This is a genomic window from Pseudanabaena sp. FACHB-2040 (genome assembly GCF_014696715.1).
In the GTDB taxonomy this organism is placed as follows: Bacteria; Cyanobacteriota; Cyanobacteriia; order Phormidesmidales; family Phormidesmidaceae; genus JACVSF01.
Genome location: NZ_JACJQO010000017.1, coordinates 119,250 through 134,058, shown reverse-complemented (window position 1 = coordinate 134,058; position 14,809 = coordinate 119,250). Strand labels below are relative to the sequence as shown.

The 14,809-nt window shown below is 54.8% G+C and carries 12 protein-coding genes; 5 read left to right on the top strand and 7 right to left on the bottom strand.

Annotated features, from left to right (window positions below):
* Positions 1-232: 232 nt before the first annotated feature.
* The 3 genes from H6G13_RS19185 to rlmD form a co-directional block, all read right to left on the bottom strand.
* Positions 233-1,822, bottom strand: coding sequence for a glycoside hydrolase family 57 protein (locus H6G13_RS19185; RefSeq protein WP_190485760.1), 1,590 nt, complete (start codon positions 1,820-1,822; stop codon positions 233-235).
* A gap of 343 nt (positions 1,823-2,165) precedes the next feature.
* The gene (gene lpxD / locus H6G13_RS19180; protein ID WP_190485759.1) at positions 2,166-3,212 is read right to left on the bottom strand and encodes a UDP-3-O-(3-hydroxymyristoyl)glucosamine N-acyltransferase; all 1,047 of its coding nucleotides are present in this window, start codon (positions 3,210-3,212) and stop codon (positions 2,166-2,168) included.
* Between the two features lie 29 nt (positions 3,213-3,241).
* Positions 3,242-4,609, bottom strand: a complete 1,368-nt coding sequence (gene rlmD, locus H6G13_RS19175) for a 23S rRNA (uracil(1939)-C(5))-methyltransferase RlmD (protein WP_190485756.1) — start codon at positions 4,607-4,609, stop codon at positions 3,242-3,244.
* 406 nt (positions 4,610-5,015) lie between these two features.
* Between rlmD and apcD the strand changes: the two genes are divergently transcribed.
* The 3 genes from apcD to H6G13_RS19160 all read left to right on the top strand — a co-directional run bounded on the left by apcD (position 5,016) and on the right by H6G13_RS19160 (position 7,162).
* Positions 5,016-5,501: an allophycocyanin subunit alpha-B gene (gene apcD, locus H6G13_RS19170; protein ID WP_190485754.1), complete on the top strand. Its 486-nt coding sequence runs from the start codon at positions 5,016-5,018 to the stop codon at positions 5,499-5,501.
* Between the two features lie 104 nt (positions 5,502-5,605).
* Entirely contained in the window at positions 5,606-6,241 is a 636-nt protein-coding gene (locus tag H6G13_RS19165) for a hypothetical protein (RefSeq protein ID WP_190485752.1), read from the top strand.
* Positions 6,242-6,712: 471 nt separating this feature from the next.
* On the top strand, positions 6,713-7,162 hold the full coding sequence (locus tag H6G13_RS19160) for a tellurite resistance TerB family protein (RefSeq protein WP_190485750.1): 450 nt from the start codon (positions 6,713-6,715) through the stop codon (positions 7,160-7,162).
* Between the two features lie 30 nt (positions 7,163-7,192).
* On the opposite strand, the gene rsmG is transcribed toward H6G13_RS19160, so the two are convergent.
* Both rsmG and H6G13_RS19150 read right to left on the bottom strand, forming a co-directional pair.
* The gene (gene rsmG, locus H6G13_RS19155; RefSeq protein WP_190485748.1) at positions 7,193-7,954 is read right to left on the bottom strand and encodes a 16S rRNA (guanine(527)-N(7))-methyltransferase RsmG; all 762 of its coding nucleotides are present in this window, start codon (positions 7,952-7,954) and stop codon (positions 7,193-7,195) included.
* 5 nt (positions 7,955-7,959) lie between these two features.
* Positions 7,960-8,616 (bottom strand): energy-coupling factor ABC transporter ATP-binding protein, encoded by a 657-nt coding sequence (locus H6G13_RS19150; protein WP_190485746.1) that lies wholly within the window; start codon positions 8,614-8,616, stop codon positions 7,960-7,962.
* Positions 8,617-9,096: 480 nt separating this feature from the next.
* On the opposite strand from H6G13_RS19150, the gene H6G13_RS19145 reads away from it, so the two are divergent.
* Both H6G13_RS19145 and H6G13_RS19140 read left to right on the top strand, forming a co-directional pair.
* The gene (locus tag H6G13_RS19145) at positions 9,097-10,026 is read left to right on the top strand and encodes a Sll0314/Alr1548 family TPR repeat-containing protein (protein WP_242028419.1); all 930 of its coding nucleotides are present in this window, start codon (positions 9,097-9,099) and stop codon (positions 10,024-10,026) included.
* 328 nt (positions 10,027-10,354) lie between these two features.
* Positions 10,355-10,807, top strand: a complete 453-nt coding sequence (locus tag H6G13_RS19140; RefSeq protein WP_190485743.1) for a DUF3531 family protein — start codon at positions 10,355-10,357, stop codon at positions 10,805-10,807.
* Between the two features lie 69 nt (positions 10,808-10,876).
* Here H6G13_RS19140 and H6G13_RS19135 read toward each other — a convergent pair whose 3' ends face one another.
* Positions 10,877-11,869 carry a ribose-phosphate pyrophosphokinase gene (locus tag H6G13_RS19135; RefSeq protein ID WP_190485742.1) on the bottom strand — a complete coding sequence of 331 codons (993 nt, stop codon included), beginning with the start codon at positions 11,867-11,869 and terminating at the stop codon, positions 10,877-10,879.
* A gap of 349 nt (positions 11,870-12,218) precedes the next feature.
* Positions 12,219-14,756 carry a glycosyltransferase family 39 protein gene (locus tag H6G13_RS19130; protein WP_199306374.1) on the bottom strand — a complete coding sequence of 846 codons (2,538 nt, stop codon included), beginning with the start codon at positions 14,754-14,756 and terminating at the stop codon, positions 12,219-12,221.
* Positions 14,757-14,809: the final 53 nt, after the last annotated feature.

Below are 14,809 nucleotides of genomic sequence, written 5' to 3'. Positions count from 1 at the left end.
TACGTCCGTAGCCCCTATTGATGCGGATGAATCAGCCAGCGGTTTCTTTGGGTTCAAGGGCATTGAAATGTTGGAGGGTTGGTTTTAGGGCGTTATGATTGCCTAAATCAAGCTAGCACAAGAGCTTTTGCCATTTTGTCGGTCCCTGAGAGAAGTTCAAGGGAAATTTATGAAAGGCAAACCTGTAGGTTTGCCTTTCACTGCTAGCAGAGGGAACTGTGGGAGAGCTTGTCTAGACAGGCCGGTAGACGCGGTAGTTGATGCTGGGAAAGATGTTGTCGATGGCTTCTACTTTCTCCAGCCAGCCTGAGTCAACTTTGCCCTGATTGACGTCTTCCCAAATCTTGTTGAAGCGCATCAGGTGGGAGCGGGTGCGGCGAATTGCATAGGGCACCATGGTGCCAGTCCGCATGATGAAGGCCCAGTCAGAGGACTGCGCCAGCAACAGCTCTCTCGCGGCCTGGTTGAGCGCTTTCCACTCCAGTTCGTCGGCGGGTTCGCGCTTGGCCAGCTCAATCATGCGCTCGGCGGCTTTATGCAAATGGGGGTAGATCCAGGAATTGGTCTCGTTGAGCCAGTACTCGTGAAAACCTTTGTAACCCCAGCTCGATTGAGAGGGGCGACAGACCTGCTGAGAGGGATTGGTTTGCAAGTAGTCAGCCAGGTGGGTCATTTCGTAGGTGCTCTGGTCATACCAGCTCTTGCGGAACAGGTAATCAATAAACCAAGGGCCTTCGTACCACCAGTGGCCAAACAGCTCAGCATCGTAGGGAGAGACGATAATCGGTGGGCGCTGTGTCAGGTTGTGTAGGTACTGCACCTGCTGCTCCCGATTAAACATGAAGTTGCTCGCATGTTCGGCAGCTTTTTCGCGGGCCCAGTAGGGGTCGTACCATTCCTTCTCTGAGAGCCCTAGACCTTTGCCCGTGATCTTGTGGTACTTGATGCCCACGTTTTTGCGCTGGCCGTTGGGCATGACGTAGGGCTTAATGTACTCGTACTCGGCATCCCAGCCCAAGTCGCGGTAAAACTCTCGGTACTCAGCAGCACCGGGGTAGCCCACCTGGGAAGACCATACCTGCTGGGATGACTCGTGATCGCGGCCAAAGGCAGCGACGCCAGTTTCAGTGAAGATTGGGGCATAGGAACCGAAGCGGGGCCGGGGCCGAGCGTAGAGAATGCCGTGGCCGTCGGTCAAGAAGTAGCGCAAACCAGCATCGGCCAGCATGCGCTCTAGCCCTTCATAGTAGGCACACTCGGGCAGCCAGATGCCCCTGGGCGGACGGCCAAAGTTTTCTTCGTAGTGCTCACAGGCAACCTGAATTTGTGCCCACACAGCCTGGGGGTACATCTTCATCAGCGGCAGGTAGCCGTGGGTCGCGCCGCAGGTAATGATTTCTAGGTTGTTGCTGTCTTGGTACTGCTTGAAGGCAGTGACCAGATCGCCACTGTACTGCTCCCAGACTTGACGGACGTGGTTAAACTCGCGGGCGTAGTGCTCGGCCAGGTAGCGCAGGTGACCGTTATGGACGTTGCGCTCAACCTCCATTTCAGTCAGTTCTTCGAGCTGGGCTAGGTGAGCGTCGTAGCGCTCCTGCAGCAGGGGGTCTCGCAGCATCGACACCAGGGGCGGCGTCATGCTCATCGTCAATTTGAAGTCAACCCCGTCTCGCTTGAGCCCCTCAAACATCATGAGCAGCGGGACGTAGGTTTCGGTAATGGCCTCAAACAGCCATTCCTCTTCTAAGACGTAGTCGCTTTCGGGGTGGCGAACGAAGGGCAGGTGGGCATGGAGAACCAGAGCGAGATATCCGATAGCCATAGGCGCAAGTAACCGGGGTCAGTGGGTGCGGCAAACAGGGTCAGAAGAACGAAGTCAGTGGATCTTGACGTTGCCAAAATTGTAAAGCAAAAGTTAAGCGCTAAAAATTGTGCAGATTGCTTTGACTACTGACAGAGCTGCTAGTTCAGAGGAATCTTTGCAAAGCAAGCATTCCTCGAAAAACCGCTGTTGTCAGGGGGTATTGCTCTGCCCGGCCGAAGACAAACTCACAACGGCACATCCAAAAAGATATGAACTTTTACAAAGCGAAAACTCTTGTGATTTAAGTTGACAATCCATGGAATTTTCACCAAAGCGAGTCCGTTGGAAAGTCCAGGGATAACTATTTGGTGGAAGTAAATTGCCTCTGGAGCTGCTTGAGGGTCTGATACATTTCTGGCAGGCGGTTGTAAACTGCAGCGGCTTTCAAAAACAGCTTATGGGAAATGGCGGGAGATCCAGCCACGATGCTGCCAGCTTCGACATCGCTGTGAATGCCCGCTTTGGCGGTTGCGATCGCACCATCTCCAATCTTGGCCTGGTTAGCAATGCCCACCTGCCCTGCCAAAATCACCCGGTTGCCGATAATTACGCCGCCCGCCATGCCTACCTGAGCCGCCATCACCACGCCTTCGCCCACTTGGCAGCCGTGAGCAACATGTACTAGGTTGTCGAGCTTAGTGCCTCGCTTAATGCGGGTTTCGCCCACAGCGGGGCGATCGACCGTAGAGTTGCAGCCGATCTCAACGCCATCTTCCAGCACCGTATAGCCAGACTGCTCCATTTTCTCCCAACCCTGGGCCGTGGGCACAAAGCCAAAGCCTTCGGAGCCAATGGCTGCACCGCTGTGAATCACACAGGCCCGGCCTAATTTAGTGCGCTCATGGATGACGCAGTTGGCGTGGAGCACCGTGCCATCGCCAATCTCAACGTGGGGATAAACCACCACATTAGGTTGAATGCAAACGCCGCTGCCGATTTTGACCCCGGCTTGAATCACCACGTAGGCCCCAATTGCAACCTCTTCCCCCAGCGTTACGGAGGGATCGATGATCGCCGTGGGGTGAATGCCGGGAGCTGGCTTAAATGGCTGGTAAAAGAGTGCGATCGCACGGGCAAACCCCAGCCGTGGATCGGGTGTGCTTAGCCAAGCAATTCCTCGCTCGCTGGCTTGAGCCTGCAAGGCTTCATTTTTGGGCAAGATCAGGGCGCTGGCCTGAGTGGTTGCCACAAAATGGGCAAACTTGGCTCCCTCGATATAGCTCAGTGCTCCAGCCTCAGCCTGCTCCACAGCGCTCACCCCGGCAATCTCTGGGTCGCGATCGGCGTACTCGCTCAGGCTTGACTGTTCGGTAATCCCAATTTTGGCGGCAATTTCGCTAAACTTCATGGGGCGACTGGCTTTGAATCAGGGCGATTCTAAGCTATCAGAAATGCAGCACACTCTACATGCGCGGTTTGAGGAAAGAAGTCGGCAGGCTGTACCCGCTGGATCCGGTAGCCCCCCTCTTCGCAGAGGATCTTCAGGTCGCGGGCCAGGGTGGCTGGGTTGCAGCTCATGTAGACAATGCGGGCTGGGTTTAGCTCAATTAGGGCATCGAGGACAGTGCGATCGCAGCCCTTACGCGGCGGATCTAGGAGCACCACATCTGGCCCCCCCTCCAATTCTCCGGCTACCTGCGGCAGCAGCTGCTCAACACTGCCCGATCGAAACTCTACGTTTTCAATGTCGTTCAAAGCCGCATTTGCCAAGCCCTGCTGCACGGCCTCAGGCTGAACTTCTAGGCCAATGCAGCGGCGCGATCGCTGCGCCACTGGCAGTGTCAGCGTCCCAACCCCGGCATAAGCATCGATCACCGTTTCGCTGCCCTGGAGCGCCAGCTCCTCCAAAATCACCCCCAATATGCGCTCGGCCTGCTCTGTGTAGACCTGAAAAAACGTGGTGGGATGAATGCGAAAAGTTAACCCAGCAAAGGATTCTTCCAAATACGGCCGCCCTGCCACAGCGCGGGTTTCCTCCCCCAAGATGGCATTGGTCTTAGCCGGATTGTAGTTGAGGCAAACCCCTACTAAGTCAGGGTAGCGCTCTAGCCACACCTGAGCCTGCTTCTCCAGATTTTGCAAATCTCGCACTGTGGAAACCAGCGTTAGCAGGATTTGTCCGGTACGTCGCCCGATCCGTAGAGACAGGTGGCGCAGCCGCCCATGATGCCGTTTCTCATCGTAAATCGACCAGCCCTGAGCCTGAATGTCTTGCTTCACCTCCGCCAGCAGTGGGTTCAGCCGCCCATCCTGCACCGGGCACTGATTGAGATTCACCAGCTTGTGGCTGCCCTTACGGTAGTAGCCTGCCTTGACCTGGCCTTCGGAAGATCGAGCTAGGGGGTAGGTCACCTTGTTGCGATAACCCAGCGAGTTCTCAGCCCCTAGGATCGGGCTGATAGCAAGGTCAGCAAACCCGCCGATGCGTCTGAGCGCTTCCTCAACCTGTTGCTGCTTGGCCGCCAGCTGAGCCTCATAAGACACCGCCTGCCACTGACAGCCGCCGCACTTGTCTGCCACAATACAGGCCGGACGCACCCGCTCTGCCGAGGCCGTAACCACCTCCACCAGCTTGCCTCGCGCAAAGGTCGGTTTTACCTGCACTAGCTTGGTGCGAATAGTATCTCCCGGTACCGTGTCGGGCACAAAGACCACCCGGCCATCCCAGCGACCCAGACCATCTCCTGTGCTATTAAGGTCAGTAATCTCAAGATCCAAGGTCGCGCCCGCTTGCCAGTCAGCCATTGCCCATGCCCCGCGTCAGTCCAGTCTCTGACTCTAGCAATCTCGGTTGAGTTTGTGGTGTTTTTTTCTACTGGGTTCATTCCACAGCTCTAATGCTCTTTGCTAATTGCCCCAGTGCTGCTGATCTAGCGCACCTGTAGTGATTGCGGCGGCGATGGGTAACGCTGTGGCTTGAAAGATGTTTCAAATTCTTTACAAAAGAAACCCCTTTCTCATTCAGTTAACAACTCTCTAGATAAATAGCCAAACCCCCCGTAGAAAACCGGAAATCGGCTTTTTAGTAGGGACGTAGTTGGCCCAACAAAAGTAAGCGTTGAAGCGTTTAGATGAGAAAGGCGCTTTTCTTGGGTGCCCTGAAGTCGCTAAACTATCGTTGATACAGTGTCATCGCGGTCATCAAAAAACTATGTCAGTCGTTAGCCAAGTAATTCTCAACGCCGACGATGAGCTGCGCTACCCTACCAGCGGCGAGCTCAAGACGATTGAAGACTATTTAAAGACCGGCGACCAGCGGATGCGAATCGCCACCACATTGGCAGACAACGAGAAAAAAATCGTTGATCAGGCCAGCAAAGAGCTCTGGAGACGCCGTCCTGACTTCATCGCCCCTGGTGGCAATGCCTATGGTCAGAAGCAGCGGGCTCTGTGCATTCGAGACTATGGCTGGTACCTGCGCCTGATCACCTACGGTGTGCTAGCTGGCAACAGTGGTCCGATTGAGAGCATCGGCATTGTTGGGGTGCGAGAAATGTACAACGCGCTCAACGTGCCTGTCCCTGGCATGGCTGAGGCCATTCGTTGTCTCAAAGAGGCTTCCCTCAGCCTACTCTCTGATGACGATGCGGGTGAAGCTCGGCCTTACTTTGACTTCCTGATCCAGGCAATGTCATAGAACGTTTGAACTGAGTTCTGATTTCCTTGCACAATGGTAGGGGCGCAGCTTAGCTGTGCCCTTTTTATTTCTCTTGATCTTGATTCTTAGCGGGTGGAGGAAACATGGATCTGTTTGATCAGGCAACACCGCAGCGCTGCCGTATTGGCAAAGTAGTCAAATCCAACTCTCACCATGACTATGTGGTGCAGGTCGATGATCAGCAGGATGTCTCTGCCCCGCCCTGTGCTGAAGACTTTGGCTTTGGCCAGTTTGTCAGCTTAGAGAATGAGAATCGGCACTGGGCTGTGGGCCTGGTTTACAACTCGCAGCTGTCTAACCCCATGTTTCTCAATAGCGGCCCTCGCCTCTCTAGCGAACCCGACCCGCTGTTTACACCCGATCTGGTGCAGGAAACCCGCATACTGCTGGGCGTCGTTCTGATTGGCACTCTGGAGCTTGATGACGGCACCTGCCACGGCTGGCACGGTATTCCCAGGGCAGTGGTGCCTGTGAATACGCCGGTTTATCAGATGAGCGGAGAAGAGGTGTACCGCTTTCACTTGAGCCCTCAGGGCCAGCCTCAGTTTTCCTATTACAGTCAGCTGCTGAGATCGGGCGGCACCTTTGCTACGCAGCTGGCCCAGCAGGTGCTAACCCAACTAATCGATAGTGGGCTTTTCCAGGGAGCTGACCAGCGAGCCTTAACTGTCCTTTGTCGGGAGTTGACCTGGAAAAACACGATGTCAGCGATGCGCTGATCAGAAGGGCCTGACCTCAAATCTGATCTCGAAAAAGAGCAATAAAAAACCGACAGGAATCCCGAAGGTCTGTCGGTCGGTTGTGTGTTCCCTGTAGATGACTCGGCTAGAGTTGAGTCTTCTTAAGTATCCGTAAAAGCCCTTCGCAGCAACAGGACTTTGGTCACAGCCACGTGTGAGTTTGATCACACCCAGTTGACCGCTTGTAGTAGCAGGCCTTTAAATTGCTGAGGCTGCTTCTAGCAAGGCACTTTAGTAAGCAGGTTGCCCCTAGTCGAGGTGAACCAACGCACACGAGTTGGCAACCTTTGCCAAGCCTTACCTCAGTCTTGGGCTGGGTGAAACGCTGCCTAAAAGCTCATCTTAATGTGCCGAAAACTGCCCGCAGCTAGGCTGTAAAGTCTCTTCAAAACCTCATTGCGCGCCTAGAGAATTGAGGCAAGATGTATTAGCGATGTTAGAGGATAGCTTATGGGGCCATCAGACGGTGTTTTCGAAACCGAAGTCAAACCGGCAGCGGTGAGTTTAAGTGCGGCAGAATCTTTTGCTTGTGTGGCTCTAGTTGCGATCGCAGCCGACGGCTACCTCTCAGAACAAGAAGGCCAGGAAATGACCCTGGCCCTTTCTCGAATGCAGCTCTTTAACAGCTACTCTGCCGACGTGATGCATCGGATGTTTGACAAGCTGTTGGTGATGCTAAAGCAGTATGGCCCGGGCGAGCTGATCGCCCTAGCCAAACAATCTCTGCCCCAAGATCTGCGAGAAACCGCCTTTGCGATCGCCACTGACTTAGTGCTCTCCGATGGCACAGTCGCGCCCCAGGAACAGTCTTTCCTCGACGATCTGTACCGAATTCTGGAAATTCCGGGCGACATGGCCCTGCAGATTGTGCAGGTGATGAATATCAAGAATCGGGGATAGAGGAAGACGCGTCTCCCTGTCCCTGATTCTTCACCCCAATGGCTGCTTCGCAGGTGTCCCCGGCGCGCGCGGAAACTCAACTGGGGTAGAGCTCTGCTTGCGGATGTAAAGGCAGTGCCGAACACCCTGAGTCAGGGGTGTGGTTGCTGCCTGCACCTCAATGTCGCCTCCTCCCAAGCGGGCTGCCGCTTCGCCTAGGGCGCTGGCTTCGGCTGCTGTCCACTGACCTCGGTAGAGCACTGCAACGCCGTTGACTTTGACTAGGGGCAGGGCATATTCGGCGCAAACGGTGACTGGCCCAACGGCTCGGATAAGGGCCAAGTCGTAACTTTCCCGCTGGGCAGGGTGGCGACCAAAAGACTCGGCTCGATCGGCGGCTGTCTGAACCTGATCGAGACCTAGAGACTGGCTAAGTTCCGCTAGAAAAGCAATTTTCTTGCGGGTTGAGTCGAGGCAGGTGATTTGCCAGGTGGGCTGTGCGATCGCAACCGGCAGTCCCGGAAAGCCGCCCCCGGTACCAATGTCGATCACCCGTTGGACGGGGGGAACGGCTATTTCTGATGGCTCTGCAGTCGGCAGCCAGGGAGCAATGCCCAGCAGCGAATCCCACAGGTGCTTTTCCCAAAATTCTTCTGGAGCTGTGATGCGGGTTAGGTTGAACTGTTGATTGCCCTGCAAAATGCCTTTATAGAGCTTTTGAAAAAGTGCCCTTTGAGACTTGTCAGGCTGCCACTGCAGAGTTTTCTGCCAGGTGTCACCCAAAGTGGGTAGCGAAGAAAATGCGGTTGTCATATCTGTTAAGAAACCACCTTGAGCTTAGAGGGCTGGGGCACCGGAGTTAGTTCTCCGTGGTCGATCCGCCAGCACCGATCGGCAAGCATCGACAGCTCCTCCGCGTCGTGGGAAACCACTAGCAGGCTCCACTCTTGCTTCAGCTGCTTGAGAAGATCGACTACCTGCCGCCGCATTGACCAGTCCAGCCCAGCAGTAGGCTCATCCAGCAAAAGCAGATAGGGCTGGCGGATTAGCTGCACCGCTAGAGCCAGGCGTCTTTGCTGCCCACCACTGAGGGAGTGGGGCATGACATCGAGATCTATATCGCTCAAACCCACTGCTGCCATCGCTTCTCTCATCCGCTCCTGGGTTAGCTCTGGGTGCCCCAAGCGCAGTTCTTCTAAAATGGTATGGCCACAGAAGTGGCGCTCTGGAAACTGAAAAACCAGCCCAGCAATCTGTTGCAACGATTCCGTATTGAGAGGTTGGTCTCGCCACTGGATGACGCCTAGGGTTGGCTGGGCTAACCCTGCCATGATTTCTAGCAGCGTACTTTTGCCAGAGCCACTCGGCCCAGTTACCAGCCCCATCTCCTGGGGAGCCAGTTCGAGTGAAATGTTTTTCAAAATGGCTACAGGACTAGCAGTGGGGTGGTAAGTAAGGTTGCGGAGGTAAAGCATTAAACAAGGAAAGTTTGCTTAGCTTCAGTATGCCCGACCGGCAAGCTGAAACAGGACTAGAAGCTGTAACGACGGCATCTCTTTACCCATGCTACAGGCTGGCTTAAGCAACTCGCCCGGATTCGCTACAGACCCTCTGTTATAAGGACAACTTTCAGAGAACTTCCAGAAAACTCCCAGAGAACTTCCAGAAAACTCTCAAGAACTCTCAAGAACTCTCAGGGAACTCCCCCAGTAGTTTGCCGTCTTCAGGTATAGTCGGCTACAAGCTAGCTCTAGACCGCTGCTCTTTATCCGGAAACAGAAACCGACGGTCTGGAGACAGTCACTGAAGCCCCCTTTCTCTGGCCCCCAACTGTCGCCCCCTTGACAGGAAGCTTTGATGCAACTGGCTGCTACACGGTTGCTGCCTAGTAAACGCTATCCTGGTTTCAGAATTAGATTGCTCACTGGTTGTGGTTCTGCACACACGGTATTTCTATGGCACTGCGATCTTTTAAGTTTTCTCGCCACGCTCAACAGTTTCAGCGCTGGTTTGCAGGGACTTTGGCTGTCACGATTAGCCTTGCGAGCTTGCCCGCGTTCGCGGCTGACCCATTCCGCACGGTCAATCCTCACAGCATTGGCGACGCCTCCGAAGAGGCTTTTAATGCGATGTTCTACGCTGGCGACTATGTAGAAGCGCGGCAGCTCATCAATGCTGCCTTGGCGAGTGAACCCGATGAGCCGATGGTTCAGGCGATGGCGTCAGCTATGGCATACCTGGATCAAGACCTGGCCGAAATGGATCGACGGGCCAAGCTTACGCAGCAAAAGGCGCGAGCTCTGGTCGATGCCGATCCGCTGCGCGGACACCTATATACCGCTGTTGGCATTTTTCTAGAAGGGGGCTATGTTTTGCAGACTCAGGGCATTGCTCGGGGCACCCCTACGGCCCTAAGAATGCTGCAGCAGGTCTTTAACGAGCTGGGGCAAGCCGAAGATATCAACCGCAACGATCCTGAGTTGAGCTTGCTCAAAGGATTTATGGATTTGCTGCTGGCAGTCAACCTGCCCTTTGCTAACCCTGATCAGGCTATTGCTCGCCTCCGCAGCAGCCATCCGCCCTATCTGGCAAATCGAGGCATTGCCATTGGGCTAAGGGATCTTGGCCGATACGACGAGGCGATCAAAGAGGTCAACTTGGCGCTGCAGGCTGCTCCTGAAAACCCTGATCTGCTTTACTTAAAGGCTCAGATTAATCAGCTACAGGGCAACACTGCTCTCAGTATTCCTCTCTATGAGCAGGCCCTAGCTTATGCTGACCAAATGCCCAAACAGACAGTCTGGCAAATCCGGTTTGAGAAGTGTTTGGCTGAAGGCCTTGCTGGTGAAGCCTGTTCTGAGCGAGCGAGCCAGGCCCAGCGCTGATCCCCAACCCTTCTAAAATTAAAAGAGCTGACAAACTGCCGACCCCTCAATCTCCTATGGGAGGTTGGGGGGATCACAGTAGAGAGCGGTTCTCAAGCCTTTAATACCAATTCTCTAAACAGCCGCTACTCATCCACCCATCCACTCTCTCACCCCCTATCTGCAGCGCTTTTTTCTGGAATTGGTATGAGCTCCCTTCATAAAGAGCGCTAATGCCTACTTCTGCTTCGGCTGGGTGCAGATCTCTGCGCTTCCGCCTTTTGACCTGATTTAGCGCAGGTTCGCGTCAAATTGGGATAAGGTTTATCTGGCTCTACTAGGGTGAGTTATGCAGGTTGAATTTAGGGAATGCAATTTTTTCAATCTTTGGCTTTGGCTGGAGTTTGAAACCACTCCCTCGCTAATGGAGCGGCAATACATTGAAGAGATCTTTGACTCCTGGTTTTTCCTGGGTAAGCTGGGCGGCTTTAATGCCGAGAACCTACAGGTTCAAGAAACGGGCCTCGAGATCAGCTACATGGATTATGACAATACTCTGGCGGGCGATAGCCTGCTGTCGCTTATGCATAACATAGGCGACGTAGAGTATGAGGGCACCTGGGCTCGGTGCTGGGTTGATATGGGCACGAGTGATGCGATCGCAGTCGATGTGCTAATCAATGCCTTCACTCAGTTCAATCGGGATTTTTTCGCCCTGAAACGGTTGGTGATTGGGGGTGAAAACTCGGACTGGCCTGTTCCTAATAGCGGTCGGCCTGAGTTTGAGAGTGAGGACAGTTAGCAGTAGAGCCGCGATTAATCGCGGCTCTACTGCTGAATATACAAATTGTGCTAGTGCTAGAAAGCGAAATTAGCGGAACATGATGCTGACGGAGCTTTCTTCGTGAATGCGCCAGATGGTTTCGCCTAGCAGGTTAGCGACTGAGAGCACCCGCAGCTGAGGAAAGCGCCGCGTATCCATCATTGGAATGGTGTTGGTGATGATCACTTCTTCAAACAGACCACTGGAGAGCCGCTCCACAGCTGGCGGTGAGAACACAGCGTGGGTGGCGCAGGCGTAGACCTGGCGAGCGCCTTCCTGCTTGAGGATACGGGCCCCCTCGCAGATGGTGCCAGCCGTATCGATCATGTCATCGACCAGCACGGCTGTCTTGCCTGCGACATCGCCGATTACGTTCATGACTTCAGCGACGTTGTGGGCTTGACGACGCTTGTCAATAATTGCTAGAGGGGCATCATCGAGCTTCTTGGCAAAGGCGCGGGCGCGGGCCACCCCCCCAACGTCGGGGGAAACCACCACAATGTCTGACAGCTTCTTGCTGGCGATGTAGTCGATTACGACGGGGGAACCGTAGACGTGGTCACAGGGAATGTCGAAGTAGCCCTGAATCTGAGCAGAGTGCAGATCCATGGCCAGAACGCGATTGGCCCCGGCTTTGGTCATCAGGTTGGCTACTAGCTTGGCGGTGATCGACTCTCTGCCTGCTGTTTTGCGGTCTGCCCGAGCGTAGCCGTAGTAGGGAATAACAGCGGTGATCTGACGGGCCGAAGCACGACGGCAGGCGTCAATCATAATCAGCAGCTCCATCAGGTGATCGTTCACCGGATAGCAGGTTGGCTGAATCAGATAAACATCGCAGCCTCGAATCGATTCCTGGATCTGGATATAGACTTCGCCATCAGCGAAGCGTTTGCGAACCATCGGGCCTAGGTCAATTCCCAAATACCGGGCAACCTCTCTAGCCAACTCTACGTTGGCCGATCCCGAAAACAGTTTAAGCCGGTTGTTGTCACCCAGAGACGGAAGCGGTGTCTGAAGCGGCAGCGTGGCAGAGCGAATCACAGCGGGCCCTCAAAGCGTGTTCACCTAGGAAATCCTAGCATTCCAATTTGGAATTCTTCTGAGCATTTTTCCCATCTCTAGGGGGTAAAGAAACAGAAGAACTACGGAAAAAATAAGAGCTGATGCAGCTCGATGAGCGAAATGTTGTGAGCAGCAGCAAGGATTAAAACCAGCCCCAGACGTTCAGCAAATGTTGGCAAATGCTCACCAACGCACCCCTGTCTGCGGCATTTAGATACAAAATGAAATGTTTGTTATTTAAAAAAATGATATATCAATCCGATCATAGACCTAAAAATTAGAGAAAGGCTTAACTTTTGGCGATTAGGCCAATCCAACTCGCGGCTGCTCACAAGAGTCCGCTAGCCTGAACCAGCTGCCAGGCTCGGAGCAAGTTGAGCCGCTGCAGGGCGGCTACTGCCTGTAGAACCTTCAGCTCTGGCAGGTCAGGGGCCAGCGTGGCGGCCTGGTTGAGAGCCCGATCAGCGGCATGGGGCTGCCAGCGATAGAGGTGAACAAAGCCCAGGTAGAGCCAGTGATAGGGGTTGGTAGGGGCGAGGGTCGTGATCTGAGTGAGGGTTGCGATCGCACTCTCTGCTTTCTGCTGCAGCACCTGGGCCATGACTCGGGTATATAGCCACTCTAGCCGGGCCGGTGCCGTCTCAAGGCGATACCCCATGGCTTGCTCAGCCTGCTTCAAGTAATCCTGCAGCGGGTCATATTGATTAATGCGGCCTACGGTATTAAAAATAGGATCCAAACTGCCCTCTGCCAGGCCTTGGCTCAGCCCATAGAGCTGGCTAACCAGATCCGGTTCTGGGCCGGAGACAGTGCTCTCTCCAGAGGTGATTGCGATCGCAGCATCTGCGATCGGCAAGGGGTAAGACGCCCCCGTTTGGCGATTAACATACTCAGCGACCAGTCGGTATCGGCCCGGTTGGATGTCGGCTGGAACGACCATACCTAAGCGCTCTACAACGGTAAATCCAGCGTTGGCAGGTGACTCTGGGCCAGTATCCAAATTGCCTAGGCCAATGCCGTGGTCGTGGATCCACTGTATAGCTGGCTGCGATCCCGGACTGGCTGACTCGGCTTGCCATGTCAGGATCAGCAACCCTTCGGCCAGCTCGTCCCACGGCCCCTGCAGCGTGTAAGACACGGGCACTGTGCTATTAACGGTAGCGGTGGCAGGAGCAGTGACCCCAGTCAGGCTAACCCGGTTCTGAGGCTGAGCTAGGGGAGTGACCTCTACAGGGGCAGGCTCTCGATGGTACAGGGTCATCTCCGTATTGTCTGGCAGAGGCCAGGTTCGCACCGCCTGGTAATCGGAGCTTTGCTCGACCTGGGCTTGAAGATCGACTTTGGCCTCATTGCCACTGTTTTGCGGCCCCTGGTCCCCAGCCTTGGTCAAAACCCAGGTGAGCGATCGCGCATCCAGCGGCGCGTACTCTGGGCTAAAACCAACTTCCCGGCCAAACACCCGCAGGTCTCTCAAAGCCCCATAGAAGTCCACATTCATGGGGTTGAGTTCAGCGATATTGGGCAAAACGCCAATGGTCGAACGCAGATAGGGCTCTGTCGTTAAAACCGTCTCAATCAACTGCGAGTGGGGCCAAACTGGTCCCTGGTAGGGATATTTTGCTAACTGGGCCTGGGGCAGGGAGCCGATGGGAAAGAGCGTGCCAGCGGCAAAAACCGCAATAACACTGACCAAACCCAGCTTGAGCCAGGCCCACCCTCGCCCTGACCAGGCCGTTAGCCCTCGCACCAGCAAGATCACGACTATCGGCACGTAGGGCACGATATGGCGCGGATCTTTGTTCTGCAGAAGAGACAGCAGCACGTAGGTGCCCACGACATAGCTCAACAGCCAAAGCCACTGCTTCTTTTGATTTGGGTGAGGGCGATCCCAGTTAACAGCAGGCTTGATCAGGCCAGTCTTCCAGGCGACTAGCCCCAGGATCCAACTGCCCACGCCTGCCCAGAGAAGGGCTGGTGTGATCATCCGGGGCAACATTCGCAGGTAGTAGGTCCAAACAGACCAACGACTTTCTAGGTCGAGTTCGGCTGCAATCCAGCCAGCGTTTGACTTACCGCTAGTAGAGAGAATGGTGATCCAGTTGGTCTGAAACCAGGGCCAAAAGATAGCTACGGCAACCACAGCGGCGAGGCCCCACTGCAGCCAAAGGTGCCAGCGCCGTTTCAGCAAAGACTCAACCGCTATCCACCCCATTGGCAACAGTAAAAACAAGATCCCGGTGGGCTTGGTCAAAAGGGTCAGGCCAAAGCTCACCCCAAAACCCAGTGCCCAGCCCCAGCGCCCGGCTGCTCCAGCAGTGCGCCAAGCCGTGAGGCAGAGAAAGCCGGCCAGCACACACACAATCAGGCCGTAGTCGAGCAGATAATCGACTCGCAGCAGCAGCAAGACGGGCACCAGCGCACAGACGGCTGCTGCCCACAATCCTGTCTGTCGGTCAAAAACCCGCCGCCCCAGGGAGTAAGTCAACAGTAGCAGCAGCCCGTTAAATACGCTGTTGACCAGCACCGCCTGGTCAAACCCTCGTCCTAGAACCTGGAAAAGCGGCACCGTCATTAAGTAGACAAAGGGAGCCCGGTAAGTCGGCGAGAGCTGCCACAGCGCCTGCCACCAAGATTCCTCAGTAAACGCTGGGGTCTGAAATAGTTCCCAATGGTTCAGAGCGCGGGTTAGATGCTCGCCCTGATCCCAGGCAGGGGGGGCCTGATCTAGCCATAGCCAAAGCCCATCTACAAAGGTTGCAGCTAGCCAGACACATCCCAAAATAGCCAGATCTCGCCCATCATCAGCTAGCTTAGGAGTGGGTTTGGATATTGGGGCAGTTGGCCCCACAGAAGAATTTGTCGCCACAGAGAACCTGAAAACAGCACGACTGTTCAGACTGATTATTACAGAGGAAAACG

What these genes read in the sequence shown, in the direction of transcription:
- H6G13_RS19185 (WP_190485760.1), bottom strand. Translation starts at nt 1,822, where the DNA reads ATGGCTATCGGATATCTCGCTCTGGTTCTCCATGCCCACCTGCCCTTC.
- lpxD (WP_190485759.1), bottom strand. Translation starts at nt 3,212, where the DNA reads ATGAAGTTTAGCGAAATTGCCGCCAAAATTGGGATTACCGAACAGTCA.
- rlmD (WP_190485756.1), bottom strand. Translation starts at nt 4,609, where the DNA reads ATGGCTGACTGGCAAGCGGGCGCGACCTTGGATCTTGAGATTACTGAC.
- apcD (WP_190485754.1), top strand. Translation starts at nt 5,016, where the DNA reads ATGTCAGTCGTTAGCCAAGTAATTCTCAACGCCGACGATGAGCTGCGC.
- H6G13_RS19165 (WP_190485752.1), top strand. Translation starts at nt 5,606, where the DNA reads ATGGATCTGTTTGATCAGGCAACACCGCAGCGCTGCCGTATTGGCAAA.
- H6G13_RS19160 (WP_190485750.1), top strand. Translation starts at nt 6,713, where the DNA reads ATGGGGCCATCAGACGGTGTTTTCGAAACCGAAGTCAAACCGGCAGCG.
- rsmG (WP_190485748.1), bottom strand. Translation starts at nt 7,954, where the DNA reads ATGACAACCGCATTTTCTTCGCTACCCACTTTGGGTGACACCTGGCAG.
- H6G13_RS19150 (WP_190485746.1), bottom strand. Translation starts at nt 8,616, where the DNA reads ATGCTTTACCTCCGCAACCTTACTTACCACCCCACTGCTAGTCCTGTA.
- H6G13_RS19145 (WP_242028419.1), top strand. Translation starts at nt 9,097, where the DNA reads ATGGCACTGCGATCTTTTAAGTTTTCTCGCCACGCTCAACAGTTTCAG.
- H6G13_RS19140 (WP_190485743.1), top strand. Translation starts at nt 10,355, where the DNA reads ATGCAGGTTGAATTTAGGGAATGCAATTTTTTCAATCTTTGGCTTTGG.